Raw genomic sequence first — 17,780 nt, 5'->3', positions numbered from 1 at the left:
ACTAGCCCCGTCCCCGGGTGCTACCTGTGTGCTACTGTTTACAAACAGATAAAGATACTGAAAAGAAAAATGATGTTTTTTTTAATCGTTTACTTATTATTGTGCAAAATTTGTGTGGAGTAATAAATTTAAAGGAATGAAGAACTATATGACTCAGATGCGGGAAGGTAAAAGTTTTTCGGTGGAAAATAATGTTTCACAAACTAAGGCTGGCCGGAAATCTGTTATCTGTTTTGTTGATAATCGTACGGGAATGGTTAGGACCGACCGTTTTTCCGATCATAGACCGATTTTGGGGTTGCCGGGTGTTTGTCAATATACGGCGAAGAGTAGTTTATCCCGTTTGTCGGGGATGGGGGTATGTTTGCAATTGAAGGCTTTGGCTGAAAATAAGTTGAATGTGGTGGGGGAAGAACATTCGGAATCGAATAAGCGTCGTGATAAAGAAGAAGCATTAGCAAGAAGTGTCGTGCATGGAGGATATTGGAGGGAGGGTGAGTTTAGAGGTCGAGATGGGGTATATGGAGATTCGTCGGAGCTGGCTGTTGAGATGAATGCTGGATATTTAGTTAATTTAACTAAAATTTACGTCGGAGAGGTAGGCCGTTATGCAGCATTGACCGAGGGTGAAAAAAAGAACATGAATGATGATTTTAAAAAAATGTTCCGTTTTCCTGTTGATGCTGTCGCGCATAATGCCCGTATAACAGATCCTGCAAAGAGAAAAAATGCACTTGTAGACGATATGGTAAGACTTTGGGCTATCATCGAAGATATACAGAATGCCAGGAATATTCCTTCGTATGTGAATTTTCCGAGAGCGATTCAAGAGGTAGAAAAGCATCTAGGGGGGCGGAATTCTACCGAAATTAATTCTGACAGGTCTACCCATATGAACCAAGTTGCAATCTCTAATGCCAATATAGCCGGTATCTGGAAAGTAGGTATAACTCATATCTCTCAGATGCAGCCTGTACCTGGTTCTTACGAAATTTTAACGCAGGAGGAATTTAATACGGAATATAAGAGTCAGTTGAGTTGAGTTTTTTGATTTTTGTAAACATATAGAGGGTGTCCAAAGGTATTTGGCACCCTCAATTTATTCGTATCCCTATCGGAGACTGAAATCAAATATCCAGTTCTACATGGGGATGTTTTTACTTTTTGGACAGTCTCCCCAGGTGTTTTTTTTGTGTAATATTGGGGTTAATAAAAACGATATATTGCATTTTTTATATTTTTGCCTGTGTATCTGATCGATTATGGTGGAAAAAGATAAATTATTGGAAAAAGTCTGTTGCGGGGATGAGCGGGCCTATCAGGGTTTGTTCAGGATGTATTATGCGGATCTGGTGGCTTTTGCCTATAGTTTGTTGAAGGATTTGGGGAAGGCGGAAGATGTGGTGCAGGAGTTTTTTGTCAATTTCTGGTGCGAAAAAAAATATAAGAATGTACATTCTTCTCTGGACAGTTATCTGTTCCGGGCGGTGAAGAATGCGTGCCTCAACCATATCCGCGATGAGCGGTACCGCGTTAGGAAGCTGGAGGAGGTATGGAAGAACCGGGAAGAGGAGGAGACAGACAAGGAGGAGGAGACAGAGGAAAAGGAGGCGGTGTATAAGGCTATTGCCGAATTGCCGGAGCAATGCCGGCGTATTTTTATGATGTGTTGCGTGGAGGGGAAAAAGTACCAGGAGGCTGCCGATGCTTTGAATATTTCCGTAAATACCGTCCGTACGCAGATGGGGAGAGCTTTTAAGACGTTGCGGGAAAAGCTGGCCGGAAAAACTTATTCTATGTTGCTTTTGCATTTTTTTACCGGAGGGTGGAAATTTGTTCCGGAAGATAGCGGAATGTAATGTCCGGAGTGTCGTTAAAACTGTTTCCCGGTGAGTCATTTGAAGGTATCCGTTTCCCGGATGCAGTTATTCCGGTAGCTGTGTCCCCGAAAATTTCATATCCGGATGTCCTTAAGCCTGTTTTTGAGTTTATGCCTGATACCGTCTTTACAGAGGGGCTTGTATTGCGGAAAAGACCGGGTAAATGCGGTCGTGTGCGAGGCAATGGCGGTTGCCGTTTCGGGTGTATTTTTCCGGTGGTTGTTGTTTTGGGGTAATGCTGTGATCGGATAGATACCGGATAAGAAAAAAATTAAAAAATAATTACACTTTTTGTCATACGATCGGAAAGTTTGTGTGTCTTTTGGGTATAAAGTGGAGAAATGTGTGTTTAAGGGAAAGATTATAAAATTGGTAAAGATGGATTTTAGAAACGACAGGATGTGGGAAATTATTGCAGCCTATTTGTGTGGAGAAGCGGTGGAGGCTGCCGATATGGAACGGTTGCAGCAGTGGCTGGAAACCGGGGATCACCGCCGTGAATTGAGACAGTTGGAGCGTTATTATAAGGAACAATCGGTTCGGCAAGGAATAGACGAGGAGAGGGCTTATCATTCGGTGTTCGGAAAGATACGGGAGGAGAAACGAGGAAGGCGTTTGGGGGTGATCCGGTGGTGGGGTGCGGTGGCTTCGATTGTGATGCTCGGCATCGTTACGGCGACAGTTTTATTGCGTACAGGTGCATTCCGGCCTGAGGTTTTGGAGGTGGCCGGAAACGATTTCACCGTGTCCGATCCGATGGAGGTGGTTTTGCAATTAGCCAGCGGACAACAGATTTTGTTGGAGGAGGACGATAAACTGTCTTTGCCGGATGAGTACGGGGCGGTTTATAATCAGAACGGTGTGTTGAGTTTCGGAACTGCCTGTCCGAAAGGGGGTACGGGCGAGAAGTATAATGTGTTGAAGGTACCGAGGGGAAAGGAGTATCAGGTTATTTTGCCGGACAGCACCCGGGTGTGGCTGAATGCAGACAGCCGGTTGCGTTTCCCGTTGGCTTTCGGGGAGAAGGAACGGCGTGTATTTCTGGAAGGAGAGGCTTATTTCGATGTGAAGAAAGCAAAAGATTGTCCTTTTATCGTGGAAACCGACCGGATCGATGTGGAAGTGTTGGGTACTCGTTTCGATGTCAAGGCCTATTCTGATGAGGAAACCGTATATACGACTTTGCTGACCGGATCGGTGCGGATTGTTGCAGACGGGGTGCGTGACCGGAATGTGGAGTTGAAACCCGCTCAGCAATATAGCCTGGACCGGAAATCCAGACAGCAGAAGGTGGAAGAAGTCGATCCTTCGTTGTATGTGGCCTGGATGGACCGGATGTTTGTTTTTTGGAATCAGCGTCTGGAAGATGTGATGAAGGATCTGACCAAATGGTATGATGTGGAGTTTGTCTTTGCCGATGAAGTTGCCGCAGATATGAGGATTTCAGGGAATATCGAACGTTCCAGGGATTTGACTGCGGTGTTGGATATGATTACGGGGTTGAGGAAGGTGGAGATCGTGCAACGGGACGGAAAATATGTGGTACGTGCTAAATAAAAACAGGACGAGCCGATGTTGCAGCACCGGTCTCGCCCTTACTGGTTGTTTAATCTTAATAAACATTACAAAGTTATGAAAAAAGTAAGTGAAAACGTTTTCCCTCCGTCCGGGAAAATAAAAAAATTGTGGTTGACCATGAAATTTTCTTTTTTGATCTTGTTTTGCCTTGCAATGCAATCTTTTATCGAGTTGGAGGCACAGAAGCTGACGGTAAAGATGGAGAACGCTTCTTTGGAAGAAATTTTATGGAACTTACGAAAGCAAACCAAGTTCGTATTTTTGTACAGCAATCAGGATGTGGCGCCTTTTAAGGGATTGAATGTATCGGTGGAAAATGAGAATATGGAGGTGGTGATGAAGGAGGTGCTGAAAAATACAAATCTGGAATACAGTGTGACGAACGATGCTATCGTGATCCGGAAAAAGATGCCCGACAACCGGGTGAAATTTGCTGCTGCACAGCAAAAAATGCGGACGATTCAGGGAACGGTGATGGATAAAAGGAAGGAGTTGCTTCCCGGGGTTACTATTATGGTGAAGGGAACGACTTACGGAGGGACTACGGATATAAACGGAAAATTTTCCTTTCAGGTACCCGATAAACCGGAAACCGAGCTGAGTGTCAGTTATGTGGGCATGGTGCCCCAAAAGATCGTGTTGGGCGACCGGACCGAATTGCATATCGTTATGGAAGAAATGGTGGAGACGATGGAGGAGGTTATGGTGGTGGCTTATGGGACGGTAAAGAAGGAGTCGTTTACGGGGTCTGCCGCTGTGGTGAAAGGAGATCAGATTATGAGGGAATCGGCACCTGTTTCGGCAGAGAAGGCTTTGCAGGGGTATGTGGCGGGGGTGCGTATTACCCAGACCGACGGGCAACCGGGCGCCAAGGCTACGGTGCAGATTCGCGGTATCGGATCGATCAACGGTAATATAGAGCCGTTGTATGTGATCGACGGGGTACCGGTGATTTCCGGGGATATGTCGCAGGTGATGTCTTCTTCCAATGTGATGACGGCTCTGAATCCGAATGATATCGAATCGATGACCGTTTTGAAGGACGCTGCCGCTACTTCCCTTTACGGCTCCCGGGCTGCAAACGGGGTCATTATTATTACCACGAAGCAGGGGCGTGCGGGTAAAACCGTTTTTAATGCCGATTATGAGCACGGTTGGACGACAACGGCTATGCCGCATGAGTTGTTCGGTTTGTATATGACCGGGAAGGAGTATACGGAATATGCTTTGGAAGGCTTGAAAAACCGTTATCTCTATGACCGGAACGCTTTGCCGGGGCAAGCCGCTTACGATGCCGGAAATGCCGGGATTGTGGAGGATGCGATGGCCTATGCTTACAGTAACCTGAATAGCCGGGCCAAGGTGATTCATCCGGACGATCCGTTGGACGGGTCTTTTGATTATAAGCAGGCAGACCCTAAAAAATATTTGTCCCACGCTCGCAATACCGATTGGGCAAAAGCTTTATTCAGTACCGGAAAGGAGGACCGTTTCAATTTTTCGGCCCGGGGAGGAAACGATAAGCTGAAATTTTTCTCTTCTTTTGGGTATATGAAACAAGTCGGTTTGCTGCCTACCAGCAAGTTTCAGCGGGTGACCGGGAAAATCAATGTGGAAAGCCGGGTAAATAAACAAATCAAGTATGCCATCAACCAGACTTTAGCCCAAACGGATCAGTCGGGTACGGCTTCCGGAGGTTATTATTCGAATCCGATCTGGGGAGTGAAGAATACCAATCCGACGGCACCGGTTTATATGCCGAACGGGGAATATTACCGGTATCCCGGTTTCGTTACCAAAATTCCGAATTATAAGAAGAATGTACGGGAGCAGGTGAGGGAATCCTCGAACTTCCGGAGTATGACGACGGTTTCTCTGACGATTGACTTTACCGACTGGCTGACTTTCCGTACGGTGAACGGCATCGACTATCTGCATCTGACGGAGTCTTCCTTTTCGGGGATCGACAGTCATGACGGCCGGAACGAAAAAGGAAATCTGGGGGAGTATCTGACGAAGGTATACGATTTGACGACGTCCAATACCCTGAATTTTACCAAATCTTTCGGGCAGCATAATCTGACAGTATTGGGAGGATATGAGGCCAAGAAGTATAAAAATAAATATTTCGGCGCCTATGGAACGGGTTTTATTTCCGATAAGTTTCTGCAATTGGACAATGCGGCCAACGCTGCAGAGGTCGGCGGGGCATACAGTGACGACCGGTTGGTTTCCTGGTTGCTGAAAGCCGATTACAATTACAAGAATAAATATTATCTTTCCGGTAGTGTGCGTCGTGACGGATCTTCCCGTTTGGCGCTGAAAGAGCGTTGGGGAAATTTCTTTGCAGCCTCGGCAGCCTGGACGATGTCGCAGGAAAAGTTTATGAAGCCGGTAACGTGGATAGATAATCTGCGGTTGAAGGTTTCTTTCGGAACGACCGGAAATTTACCTTCCACTTATTTCGGATCCCAGTCTTTATTTTCTCTGGAGAACAAATACAACGGGAATCCTGTTTTTTTCCTGAAAACGGTAGGAAATCCGAAGCTGACCTGGGAACATTCCTATACCTGGAATGCCGGGATCGATTTTCGCTTGTTCGGTTCCCGTTTGTCCGGCGGTATAGAGTATTATAACAAGATGACGGATAATTTGCTGAACAATGCTTCGGTTTCTGTCAATACGGGTTTTTCCAGTATATTGGTTAACGAAGGCCGGTTGAGAAATTCCGGCGTGGAACTGACTTTAAGCAGCCAGAATGTTGTCGGGGAGGGGTTTAACTGGAGCACCGATTTCAATATTTCCTGGATGACGGCCAAAGTGGAGTCTCTGAAAGACGATGTGATCAGTGCCCAGCGTATTTTCCGGGAGGGAGAAAAGCTTTATTCATTCTATATGCGGGAATGGGCCGGTGTTGACGGACAAACCGGACGTCCTTTGTGGCATAAGAATGTTTACGGCCCTGACGGTAAGACTCCGGTGAAGGATGGAAGTACCACCAGTAAGGTGGCAGAATCGAACCGGGTGGTGCTTTGTAAGGCATATCCGGATTTTTACGGGGGTATGACCAACCGTTTTTCTTACCAGGGAATCGAATTGTCGTTTTTGCTGACGTTTACTTTGGGAGGAAATATGTTTCACAATCTGGACCGTTTGAGTGCCGACGGTCGTTATATCGGTACTTACAATCCGTCCAAGAATGCCGCTGAAGGGGTATGGAGAAAGCCCGGCGACAAGGCTTCAAAGCCTTTGATTATTTACAATAATCCTTACCAGTCCCAGGAATATTCCAGCCGCTATATTCATTCTACCGACCATTTGCGGGTAAAGAATATTTCTCTTTCTTATAATTTGCCGAAAAGGTGGATGGAGAGATGGGGGATTGCCAATACCAAGGTTTATTTTAATGCCACAGATGTACTGACTTTCTATAAATATAATTACATCAATCCGGAAGTGAGTTATACGGGTAATACGAATTCAGGCTCCAGTTATCCGGCGATTAAGTCTTACCGTTTCGGTATTCAGGTTCAATTTTAAAATCGACGAATTATGAAAATGAAATTATATATAGCCGTGTTGTTCAGCTTGCTGTGTTGTTCCTGCGGCAATGATTTTTTAGATATTTCACCCTCGAATTCTGCCGGAGACGCTAATCTGATCAATTCCGTTTCCGATCTCAGGATTGCTACGGAAGGTGTTTATGAGGTGTTGACCAGTTCTTCCTATTATGCGGGAGAATATACATTTGTGGCCGATCTGATGGGGGATCATATGATGGAACCGTCCTGGGGAAGCCAGCATTTGAAGTATTTTTATGCTTACGGTTTAACTAAAGTATCTGCCGGCACCGGTTTTTACCGGTTGATATATCTGGGAGTACAGGATATCAATCTGATTATCGAGAAGGCGGATAAACTGGAGAATACGCCTGAAAAGAAAGCGTTGATTGCCGAATTGAGGACGTTGCGGGCTTTGCTGCATTTTGATCTGGTTCGTATGTACGGTCCGATGTACGGTAATCTCGGTAAAGGCACAATCAAATCCGATGCGTTGGGTATTCGTGTTGCCGGGAAAGCTTACAAGGATGTAAGGGAGGTGTTTTACAGGAGTAAGGTGTCCGACGTGTATGGTTTTATCTGTACGGAGTTGGAGGAAGCCGTGCCTTTGTTGTCAGTAAAGAAGCGAAACGGTTATTTCGATTATTGGGGAGGGCGCGCTTTGCAGGCTAAGGTGTACCTGTATATGGAAAAGGACGCACTGGCTCTTGCGGCAGCCGAAGATGTCATTAAAAACAGCGGTTGTGAACTTTATTCGCGTGACGAATATGTCGCTTCCTGGGGTAAGGAATACGGCTCGGAGTCTTTGTTGGAGTTGCCTACTTCCCTGGAGGACAATGCCGGTTATACTTCGTTGGGATGGATTTGTTCGGAGGCGGGCTATAAGACGGTGGTGCCTACCCGGGATTTTCTGGATTTGGCAGAAGCCGATCCTGAAGATGTACGTTTTAAGTTACTCCGGTATTCAAGTAAGGATAAGTGTTATTATATCTCCGGTAAATATCCGGGCCGGGAAGGAAATATCAAAATCAATAACCCGAAGGTGTTGCGGTTGAGCGAGGTGTATCTGATAGCAGCCGAAGCGGCGTTGAAGGTAAATGATATGAAAAAGGCAAGGGATTATTTGGGAGATTTGCGCAGGGAGAGGACGACGACCGAGCCGGATAAGTACAATACAAGGGTGACATTGGAGGATGTCCTTTACGAACGTGCTGTCGAGTTGTACGGCGAGGGCAGCAGGGCCTGGGATTTGTGGAGAAACCGTAAACCGGTGATCCGCTGGCGTACTCCACAGGAAAAGGATGAAAAAGGACATACGGATAATCTGGAGAGTGGAGTGATTCCTTTTGATTTTTTCCAGACCATTTATCCGATCAATGAACGGGAATTGGAGTTGTTGCCGTTAAAAGACCGGGAGTCGCAACAAAATCCCGGTTATTGATACATTATATTGCAATAGGGTTAGTTTACAGATGATCGAAGGAGCTGTCTTTCGGGGCAGTTCTTTCCTAAAAAAGAAAGATATGATAAAAAAATATATACTTTGTCTGGGTTTGTGTATCGGTATGTTTATGTCCCAGGCCCAGCGTGAATATACGGCTTTCGATAAAGCGTTCCACTCTGTTTCCAGCAATGAAATCATGGAGTTCGTTTATGAAATGTGTAAACCGGAACATAAGGGACGCTTGGCCGGATCACCGGAATATACCCGTTGTGCTCATTGGGCTGCGAATTATTTCTCCGCCTGGGGACTGACACCGGGAGGGGATAACGGGTTTTATTTTCAGAATTTTCCCGTACAATATACCGATGTCAAGGATGCCGGAGTGCTGAAGGTGAAAGGAGAGGATATGGATGTAACTTACCGGATGCCGGACGATTATTATCCGGGTACACATACGGCTTCCGGCGTATTGAAAGGTGAACCCGTTTATGTGGGCTTCGGTATTACGGCACCGGATTTGGGGTATGACGATTATGCCGGGATTGATGTGCGGGGAAAGATTGTGGTCATCGAACCGGGAGTGCCTTGTGAGCGTGAGAATCAGGCGTATGCCCGTTGGGATGAATTTTATTCGGGCTCTGTTTATAAGATTAAAAATGCGGTTGGTCATGGTGCCGCAGGGGCTTTGTTTACCGGAAAATTTTCCCATCCCGGAATTCTCTATAATGACGGTTTTATTTATTGCCATGTCAGCGATAAGGTGGTGAACGATTTATTGACCGGGACATCCTGGACAGCGCGGACTCTGAAGGATAAGATCAGAGGCGATAAGCGTCCTCATTCCATGGTATTGACGGGGAAAGAAGTGGAGATGATGTTCCGGTCTTTTCATGCGCCGAGCCAGACTCAGAATGTGATCGGTTATATTCCGGGGACAGACAAGCGGTTGAAGGATGCACCGATTATCATAGGTGCTCACCTGGATCATCTGGGGTGTCCGGGTATTCTCTTCCCCGGGGCTTTGGACAATGCTTCGGGTAGTGCTATTGTGATGGAGACGGCTAAGGCTTTTGCACAGAGCGGGGTTAAACCTTTGCGTCCGGTGGTGTTTATTCTGTTCGGGGCAGAGGAGCCGGGAATGCTGGGGTCTAAGTTCTATGTCAAACATCCGCTTTTCCCTTTGGAGAAAACATTATGTATGTTCAATCTGGATATGGTGGGGAATGGAACGGAGTTGCGGGTAGGAGGGGTGAATACTTTTCCTGAATTGAAAAAATATTTTACGGAAGCAAATGAACAGTATCTCCGCCGGATTTTACATACTTCGGATTACAGCAAAGCTTCGGGCAGGATGTATACGGACGGTGAGATTTTCAATTTTAACGGTGTACCGGCTTTTTCGCTGGGTACCCGGAATAAGGTGGGAAGAACGTATTATCATGTACCCCAGGATGTGCCTGAAACGCTGACGCCTGAAATTATGGAGGATGTTTCCAAGCTATTGTATACGGTTTTGTGTAAATTGGCATGTGATCCTCACATCCGGCTTTCTGAATGAGATTTTAATATTGAACCATATAATTGATACGATTATGCGAAATACATTTTTTTCTGTTTTTTTAGGTCTGTTATTTGCTTTGCCGGCTCTTCCGACGCTGGGACAGAGCGGTTATCAGCATCCGCCGAAAGCCGTGGAAGATTTGGTTCTTGCTCCGGCTACTCCGGCTTTCTCTCTCAGTCCGCGTATGGATTGTTATCTGATTATCCGGCAAACGGATATTCCTGCGATCCGGGAGCAGGCTCAAGCCGAGTTGAAACTGGCCGGCCGGCGTGTGTTGGCTGCAACGAATTGTCCGAAGATGAGGACAAAAATAAAAGAACTGGAAATCAAATCTTTACCGGGAAAGAAAGTGAAGGAGGGCGTGATTACCGGTTTTCCGGCGGATGTCAACCTGATTAGTTATAAGTGGTCGCCGGATGGCAGCCGTGTCGCTGTTTGTGAAGAGCGGCCGGACGGTATTTATTTATGGGTGGTGGATGTTGCCGACTTGAGGGCCCGGTTGCTGACCGGGCGAAAGCTGAATTTCTTTTTCGGGCCGGGGATGTATAGTTGGTCACCCGACAGTAAACACCTTGTGGTAGCTTTGATTCCTGCGAACCGGGGAGCAATGCCTGCGGATAAGATGCAGAATATCGTTCCCGTCATTCAGACGAGCGAAGGAAAGAGCAATCAGGCGCCGACATATCAGGATTTACTGACTGATGCGTACAGTGAATCGGTGTTCGATTATTACGCTACCTCGGAGCTGGGTATCGTATCTGCCGATAACGGAGAGTTTATGCCGAACGGAAAAGCAGCGGTGTATCTGCCGGCAACTTATTCTCCGGATGGAAAATATCTTTTGGTACGGTATCTGAACCGTCCTTATTCGTATGTTGTTCCGTATACTTTTTTCCCGTCTACAATTGAGATCCGGGATCCGGAAGGGAAGTCGGTGAAGCAGGTTTATCAGAAACCTTTGGTAGAATATGAGTATATCAGTAATAATTCGGCTTCTCCCGAGCCTCGCGGATACGATTGGCGGGCCGATCAACCGGCAACCCTGTATTGGGTAGAGCCTTTGGATGGCGGAAACGGTAAGGTTAAGGCGGAATTCCGGGACCGGGTGATGTTTCTGGAAGCTCCTTTTGAAGGTCAGGCCCGGGAGCTGGTAAAAACGGAGAAACGATATGACGATATTCTTTGGGGGGATGCCCGGCATGCTTTTCTGATGACGTATGATTACGATACCCGTCAGAAAAAATGTTGTCTGTTCGATCCTTCCGAACCGGGAAAAATGCAGGTCGTTTACGATCAGAGTGCAGAGGATTTGTATGCGGATTGCGGTAGGTTGGTTACGACTAAAAATGCTTTCGGACAATATGTGGTGTTTAGCGGTGATAAATATAAGACGGTGTATTTCAGTGGGCGCGGATACTCGCCCCGGGGTGCTTATCCGTTTATTGATGCCCGTCGGTTGGGGACGAACCGAACCACTCGTTTGTGGCAATCGGAGGATCCCTGGTACGAGTATCCGGTGGCTTATCCGGATTTGCTCAAAGGGGAAATCATTACTTCCAGGGAATCCAATACAGAAGCACCGAATTATTATCTGGTGAATTTCAAAAAGAAAAAACAGGTGGCTTTGACTGATTTTCCCGATCCTTATCCGGGAATGAAGGGGGTAACCAAACAGGTGGTCGAGTATACCCGGAACGATGGCGTGAAGTTGAGCGGAACGTTGTTTTTACCTGCCGGGTATAAGAAGGAGAACGGACCTTTGCCGGTTTTGATCTGGGCTTATCCTTCGGAGTATAAAAGCAGTGCCAATGCCGGCCAGCGAAGGGATGCCCCGAATCAATTTATCCGTTATACCCGGACGTCCCCTATCCTTTGGGTGGCGGAAGGTTATGCCGTATTGAACAATGCTTCGTTCCCCATTATCGGAGAAGGTGAAAAAGAGCCTAACGATACTTATGTCGAACAACTGGTTGCCAATGCCAAAGCGGCTGTCGATAAGCTGGTGGAGATGGGAGTAGGTGATCCGAAACGAATGGCTGTGGGCGGTCATTCCTACGGTGCTTTTATGACAGCCAATCTATTGGCCAATTGTGATCTGTTTGCGGCCGGCATAGCTCGCAGCGGAGCCTATAACCGGACACTGACTCCTTTTGGTTTCCAAAATGAAATGCGTACTTTTTGGGAAGCTCCGGAGGTTTATCTGAAAATGTCGCCTTTTGTAAAAGCGGATAAATTGAAGACTCCGATTTTACTGATTCACGGACAAGCCGACAATAATACGGGTACTTTCACGATGCAAAGCGAGCGTTTGTATACGGCTCTCCGGGGGAACGGCGGTACGGTGCGTTTGGTGTTGCTGCCTTATGAAAGTCACGGTTATGTAGCCAAAGAATCCATATTGCATCAAGCGTGGGAAACTTACCGGTGGTTGGAAAAATACGTTAAAAATAAATAATTACCGATAGGAAGGGGAAAATAGTGCTGCAAATGTACGTAGGCATTTGCAGTACTATTCCCCTGATTTATTTTGTATCTCAGTTCGGTACGATTCGTTTTACTTTTGTCAGCTCCTTTCCGATTCATTTTCCTGCTTTTTGTTTCCGGTGTGCCGGTAAACCATCCGGACTTTGTCGTTTTAAACGATACCATCCGAAAAAACGGATCCGGTCCGATATGATCTGTTGTTTTACGGGTATTGAGTTAATTCCGTTATTTTCCTGTTTTAGAAAAGCTTAGATTCGGGGAATAATTTTTATATTCGCAATCGCTATTACCGGTAGTTGATATGATTTCATCATCCGGCAGGAGTAGGGAAATTGCCGTCCGGGGTGACGGTTACTGTGCCATATTATTTTAATTCGCTGATACAATAGATGATTTCGGTAAGAAGGAGATACAGTTATTTTTTTTGTGCGGTTCTTTTCTGTCTTTTATTTGGGGGGATATGGTATTGGGGAATTCAAAATAAAGAGGAGGTAAAGAGGCGGATTGTTTTGTTGCATTCTTTTACGGAGGATACCGGTGTGTACGGAAAATTTCAGGAATTGCTGGAGAAACAATTGAGTCAGGACGGTGTGGAGGTAGAAACACAGGTGTTTTATCTGGATTGCGGGCCATTGAATGAGCAGCAGGAAATTGAGAAGACAAGGAGCTTTCTGAATACATTGGCGGATGATATGCCTGATTTATTACTGGCAGTGGGCGATCAGTCTTCGTATGCTTTACTGATGACGGAGCATCCTATCCTGAAAGAGCTTCCGGTGATTCTTTGTAATGTGCATTATCCCAACGGGCCGGTACTTGAAAATTATAAGGACGACCGGGTTTATATGCTTAGTGATGTGCCTGATTTTCAAAAAAATATAGATTTCATCCGGAGGTTGTATAACCGGGACAATATCAATATCATTTACAATCTGGAACTGACCTATCTGGGGCGTCAGTCGTACAAGGTTCTGAAAGAACAGGTAGACAGAAACAGTATTCATTTTTGGGGCAGGGAATGGGGAATCGGTAATGAAGTGATTTATGAGAAGATAAAAAAGCTGCTGGAATGGGATTCGATTCCGGAATATCCGAATTTCAAACTAAGAGAGAAGATTGCTCCTACCATCGATCTTTTTCCGTTTCGTTATATGCAGGGATTTTCCATGATAACCGCTATGAGTCAATTGAAAGATACCCAGTATTATCAGACGTTTTTAATGGACCGTTCGGATATTGTTTTGGTGCCTTATATTTTGAATATCCCGGCTTTCAGTTGTATTCGGGAGGGCTTTAACGAACAACTGAAGATTATCGGGGGATATATGGCGACAGACGAGAATTCGGCCGCTGCCGCTGCGCAGTTGGCATTGCCGTTATTGTTGGGAAAAAATATAGAAGAGCCTAAAATACAACCCTTGAAAAAGGAGTATGTTATTGATTGGACTTATTTCTCTGTTTTCGATGTATTTGATGCGAAATATATTCCGTTGGGGACAAAAGTTATCAATTATCCGTTTTATGTCCGTTATCGCAAGGATTTGTATATCGGTTTTGGGTTGTTTGTGGTTGTGTTTATCGTTTTGGTCGTCAGTTTAGTTCAGGTGCGTTATAAGTCGCGGATGGAGCGAATGGATATGAAAGCTTTGAAAAAAATTCAGGAGCATTTATCGCTTTCGATCCACGGCGGTCATATTTCGTTGTGGAATATCAGGGGAAAGGAGTTGCATTTCGACCGGAATATTATAGCATTGACGGGGATATCGCAACTGGTTTATGTCTTAACGGATTTTTTGAAATTCGTTCATCCTGAGGATTTGATTTTTATTCATCGGGTATTTGGGGAAATTCACGGGCGGCGTATTGTTATTCAGCGTTTGCGATTGTGCTTTGACGATAGTCAGGCATACCGGTGGTATGAGATCCGTTGCAATAGTATGACGGATAATGCGGGACAATTAATTATAGCCGGTATTATCCAGAGCATCCAGGGGGTGGTGGAGCGTGAGCAGGAATTGATCAAAGCGAAAGAATTGGCCGAACAAGCGGAGTTGAAGCAATCGTTTCTGGCGAATATGAGTCATGAAATCCGCACACCTTTGAATGCGATTGTCGGTTTTACCAATTTGTTGCTTAGTGAAGATTCTGCTGTCGGCGAGGATGAAAGAAAGGAAATTCTCTCGATTATTAATCAGAGTTCAGATTCCTTACTTAAGCTGATCGGGGATGTGTTGGAAATATCCCGTCTGGATTCCGGGAATATGGAGTTTCATATCGAGGAGTACGATCTTACGAAGGTGTTGAAGGAAATATACCGTACTCATCAGGTCGTACTCCATTCTCATTTACAATTTAATCTGGTGATGGAAGAGGAGTTGCCGGTTCGGGTGAATATCGACAAGCTTCGTTTTAACCAGGTGATTTCCAATTTTTTAAGTAATGCGAATAAATTTACGTCAGAAGGCTATATAACTTTGGGCTGTGAGATCCGGCGGGAGGAACAGGAAGTGGTTGTGTATGTAGAAGATTCCGGACGGGGAATAGATGAGGGACATCTGATGCTGATTTTCGATCGTTTTTATAAGACAGATGAATTTGCCCAAGGTACGGGCTTGGGGCTTGCTATCAGTAAAGTGATTATGGAGAGACTTTCCGGCCGTATTGAAGTTGTTTCTCAGGCCGGAAAGGGGAGTCGCTTTTCTGCTGTTTTACCTTTGGTTTAAATTTATTTAAAATAATCTTTTGCGTAAGGAGAATACAAATTCCAGTCCGCCGCTTTTCCGGTTTTTGGCGGAAATCTGTCCTTTATGGAATAATACGGCATTTTTTACGATGGACAGGCCTAATCCCGAACCTCCATTTTTCCGGCTCCGGCCTTCGTTTATGCGATAGAAGCGATCGAATATCCGTTCGAGATGAGCTTCGTCTACCCCACGTCCTGTGTCGTACAGGGAGAAATAGTAGAATTCATTGTCTTCTGCATATTTGTCGATACTGATGGTGATGCCTTCTCCGGCGTAGTTGATCGCATTATCGATCAGGTTTTGGAAAATGGAATATAACAAGGTATGATTTCCTTCAATTTCGACTGCTTCTTCAACGTGATTCTGTACTGTGATGCGGTTGTTCTGAATTTGATTTTGCAGGTCGTTGGTGACTTCGTTGATCGTGTCTCTGATGTTTACGTCTTCTTTTTCAAAGAGATCCGCCGCTTCTTCGGTTTTGGTAATCAGAGCAACGTCCCGTATCAGTTCGGAGAGACGAATGACCTGGGTATAGGTACGTTCCAGGAAAAATTTTTGTTTGGCCGGATCGATATTTTGCTGTTCCAGTAGTGTTTCGATGTATCCCCGTATGCTGCTTACCGGTGTTTTTAATTCATGGGCAATGTTATTGGTCATTTCCTGTTTCAACAGCCGGTTTTTTTCTGAGGAGGAAATATTGTTCAGGGTAATTTCGAAACAATTGTCTGTGAATATCAGTAATTTGACGGCGAAGTGTTTACCGTTTTTCGATATTTTGCTTTGATAGATGGGAAGGGTGTTGGCTTGCGGATTGACAGGGGTATGTTTTTTCAGGAATATCCGCAGGTCTTTGAAATCCGGTTCTTCGAGGATCATATCAACGTCGAATGTCGGTTCGTCCAATATGGTATTGACGTATTGGATAAAGTGGGTGTTGGCATAAATTTTTTTCTGGTCGGCGGTGAAAATACAAATTCCTTCTTCCGAGTAATGAAAATGGCGGAGTAATTTTTCTTTTTCCTGATTGAGCTGATTTTTGCTTTCCTGCAACAATTTATAGTTTGCAATGATTTTATTTCCGATTTCTCCTAATTCTGTATCCGGGAAGCTGATTTTATCGTAATCGGGCTGGTCGTTTTCAGCAGACGTGATAAATTCGTTAAGTCCTGTAATTGCCCTCCCGAAACGGTCGGCCAGATACAATAGGGATATCAGGGCAATGAAGAAAAGCAATACGATAAAGTACATGAAGATGTTGTCGCCTTCCAGGAAATCTTTGAGAGTGATGTTATAAGGAAGGGCTACGCGGGTAAAGTAGGGTGCGGTGAAGCGTGCGTAGTAGTAGTAGTCCATGTCGTTGGTGGCCGAGAAACGGATGGTTGAGCCGTTGCCGTGGATGAGTGCCGAAGATATTTCGGGCCGGCTCAGGTGATTTTCCAATTCCCGGTCATCGATAACGGTGTTATCGAATAGTACTTCTCCTTTCTGATCGACAATGGTGACTCGTAAATCAGGAGGGAGCAGGGAGAGTATCTGATTAACAGAATCCATCTCTGTTACAGAATGCAGATTTTTCTTTTGGATATAATTGGCGATGACTTCTGCGTAAGCATTCAAGTTGGTACGCAGGTTTTCCGTTTTGTATATTTTTTCCCGGTTTCTTTGAACGAGAACGATAACCGCTGTAAATACGGTGAATACCAGGAAGAAATAGAGGAACAGTTTCTTTTTATAAGATAAACGCATGGAGAATACGGTTTATGGTTTATTCCGGCCGGTCCTTGCAGGACTCACCGGGTGATACGATGTTGTTAATTTTAAAGTTCAAAGCAATAGCCGTAGCCGGAACGATTGATGATGTGTTTTCCGAAATCGCCGAGTTTTTTACGCAATCGGGTGATGTGTACATCGACGGTTCTTTCCAGTACATAACCGTCATCATTCCAGACTTTGCTCAGAAAATCCTCTCTGGAGAATATGCGTCCCGGAGATTGTGCCATTGTACTGAGTATTTCGAATTCTTTTTTCGTCAACAGTATGGATTTTCCGTTTAACGTTACATTTTTGGTTGTCAGGTCGATCAATAGGTCGCCCGCTTCCACAATACGTTTTATTTCCGGTATATCGGCGTTTCCGCTTCTTTTTAAGACGGCTTTCACTCTGGCGCTGACTTCTTTGATGGAAAACGGTTTGGGAATATAGTCGTCCGCTCCCAGGCTGAATCCGGTGAGCATATCGTTTTCCGTATCTTTGGCTGTCAGGAAGATTATCGGTACATTCAGATGCAATTCTTTACGTACTTTTTCTGCCATTTTGAATCCGGACATGCCTTCCATCATGACATCCAACAGGACAAGCTGATAGTCGGCAGAAATGATTTTAAGTGCTTCTTCGGCAGAATTGGCGATATCTACGGCAAAGCCTTCGCTTTCGAGATTGAACTGCAGGATTTCGCATAAATCCTCTTCATCGTCGACGACTAAAATTTTTTTACGTTCCATAATACTGTATAATCCAAAGTTAAAAGAT

General features: G+C 45.2%; 11 protein-coding genes. 9 read left to right on the top strand and 2 right to left on the bottom strand.

Going from position 1 to position 17,780, the window contains the following annotated elements; all coding sequences use genetic code 11:
- Positions 1–136: 136 nt before the first annotated feature.
- The 9 genes from DD657_RS02865 (at position 137) to DD657_RS02825 (ending at position 15,230) form a co-directional block, all read left to right on the top strand.
- Complete coding sequence (locus DD657_RS02865; RefSeq protein WP_287048397.1) at positions 137–1,042, top strand: hypothetical protein; 906 nt, start codon at positions 137–139, stop codon at positions 1,040–1,042.
- A 220-nt stretch (positions 1,043–1,262) separates the two neighbouring features.
- A complete protein-coding gene (locus tag DD657_RS02860; protein ID WP_068690516.1) occupies positions 1,263–1,859 on the top strand; it encodes an RNA polymerase sigma-70 factor in 597 nt (198 codons plus the stop codon).
- 105 nt (positions 1,860–1,964) lie between these two features.
- Entirely contained in the window at positions 1,965–2,132 is a 168-nt protein-coding gene (locus DD657_RS02855) for a hypothetical protein (RefSeq protein WP_287048395.1), read from the top strand.
- Between the two features lie 126 nt (positions 2,133–2,258).
- Positions 2,259–3,437, top strand: coding sequence for a FecR family protein (locus DD657_RS02850; RefSeq protein WP_287048393.1), 1,179 nt, complete (start codon positions 2,259–2,261; stop codon positions 3,435–3,437).
- 75 nt (positions 3,438–3,512) lie between these two features.
- Positions 3,513–6,998: a TonB-dependent receptor gene (locus DD657_RS02845; RefSeq protein WP_287048392.1), complete on the top strand. Its 3,486-nt coding sequence runs from the start codon at positions 3,513–3,515 to the stop codon at positions 6,996–6,998.
- A 12-nt stretch (positions 6,999–7,010) separates the two neighbouring features.
- Positions 7,011–8,459 carry a RagB/SusD family nutrient uptake outer membrane protein gene (locus DD657_RS02840; protein ID WP_287048391.1) on the top strand — a complete coding sequence of 483 codons (1,449 nt, stop codon included), beginning with the start codon at positions 7,011–7,013 and terminating at the stop codon, positions 8,457–8,459.
- An 82-nt stretch (positions 8,460–8,541) separates the two neighbouring features.
- On the top strand, positions 8,542–10,020 hold the full coding sequence (locus DD657_RS02835) for a M28 family peptidase (protein ID WP_287048389.1): 1,479 nt from the start codon (positions 8,542–8,544) through the stop codon (positions 10,018–10,020).
- Between the two features lie 34 nt (positions 10,021–10,054).
- Positions 10,055–12,478, top strand: coding sequence for an alpha/beta hydrolase family protein (locus DD657_RS02830; protein WP_021987401.1), 2,424 nt, complete (start codon positions 10,055–10,057; stop codon positions 12,476–12,478).
- 418 nt (positions 12,479–12,896) lie between these two features.
- Complete coding sequence (locus DD657_RS02825) at positions 12,897–15,230, top strand: sensor histidine kinase (protein WP_068690503.1); 2,334 nt, start codon at positions 12,897–12,899, stop codon at positions 15,228–15,230.
- Positions 15,231–15,236: 6 nt separating this feature from the next.
- Here the strand turns inward: DD657_RS02825 and phoR are convergent, their stop codons facing one another.
- Together phoR and phoB are read right to left on the bottom strand one after the other, a co-directional pair.
- Positions 15,237–16,997: a sensor histidine kinase gene (gene phoR / locus DD657_RS02820; protein ID WP_021987403.1), complete on the bottom strand. Its 1,761-nt coding sequence runs from the start codon at positions 16,995–16,997 to the stop codon at positions 15,237–15,239.
- A 71-nt stretch (positions 16,998–17,068) separates the two neighbouring features.
- A complete protein-coding gene (phoB, locus tag DD657_RS02815) occupies positions 17,069–17,752 on the bottom strand; it encodes a two-component system response regulator PhoB (protein WP_021987404.1) in 684 nt (227 codons plus the stop codon).
- Positions 17,753–17,780 lie beyond the last annotated feature (28 nt).

This window comes from Culturomica sp. (genome assembly GCF_003524185.1).
GTDB lineage: Bacteria > Bacteroidota > Bacteroidia > Bacteroidales > Marinifilaceae > Culturomica > Culturomica massiliensis.
The sequence above is the reverse complement of the archived record's forward strand: the minus strand, read 5'-3'. Positions and strand labels throughout refer to the sequence as shown.

What these genes read in the sequence shown, in the direction of transcription:
- DD657_RS02825 (WP_068690503.1), top strand. Translation starts at nt 12,897, where the DNA reads ATGATTTCGGTAAGAAGGAGATACAGTTATTTTTTTTGTGCGGTTCTT.
- DD657_RS02835 (WP_287048389.1), top strand. Translation starts at nt 8,542, where the DNA reads ATGATAAAAAAATATATACTTTGTCTGGGTTTGTGTATCGGTATGTTT.
- DD657_RS02855 (WP_287048395.1), top strand. Translation starts at nt 1,965, where the DNA reads ATGTCCTTAAGCCTGTTTTTGAGTTTATGCCTGATACCGTCTTTACAG.
- DD657_RS02830 (WP_021987401.1), top strand. Translation starts at nt 10,055, where the DNA reads ATGCGAAATACATTTTTTTCTGTTTTTTTAGGTCTGTTATTTGCTTTG.
- DD657_RS02845 (WP_287048392.1), top strand. Translation starts at nt 3,513, where the DNA reads ATGAAAAAAGTAAGTGAAAACGTTTTCCCTCCGTCCGGGAAAATAAAA.
- DD657_RS02840 (WP_287048391.1), top strand. Translation starts at nt 7,011, where the DNA reads ATGAAAATGAAATTATATATAGCCGTGTTGTTCAGCTTGCTGTGTTGT.
- DD657_RS02865 (WP_287048397.1), top strand. Translation starts at nt 137, where the DNA reads ATGAAGAACTATATGACTCAGATGCGGGAAGGTAAAAGTTTTTCGGTG.
- DD657_RS02850 (WP_287048393.1), top strand. Translation starts at nt 2,259, where the DNA reads ATGGATTTTAGAAACGACAGGATGTGGGAAATTATTGCAGCCTATTTG.
- phoR (WP_021987403.1), bottom strand. Translation starts at nt 16,997, where the DNA reads ATGCGTTTATCTTATAAAAAGAAACTGTTCCTCTATTTCTTCCTGGTA.
- phoB (WP_021987404.1), bottom strand. Translation starts at nt 17,752, where the DNA reads ATGGAACGTAAAAAAATTTTAGTCGTCGACGATGAAGAGGATTTATGC.
- DD657_RS02860 (WP_068690516.1), top strand. Translation starts at nt 1,263, where the DNA reads ATGGTGGAAAAAGATAAATTATTGGAAAAAGTCTGTTGCGGGGATGAG.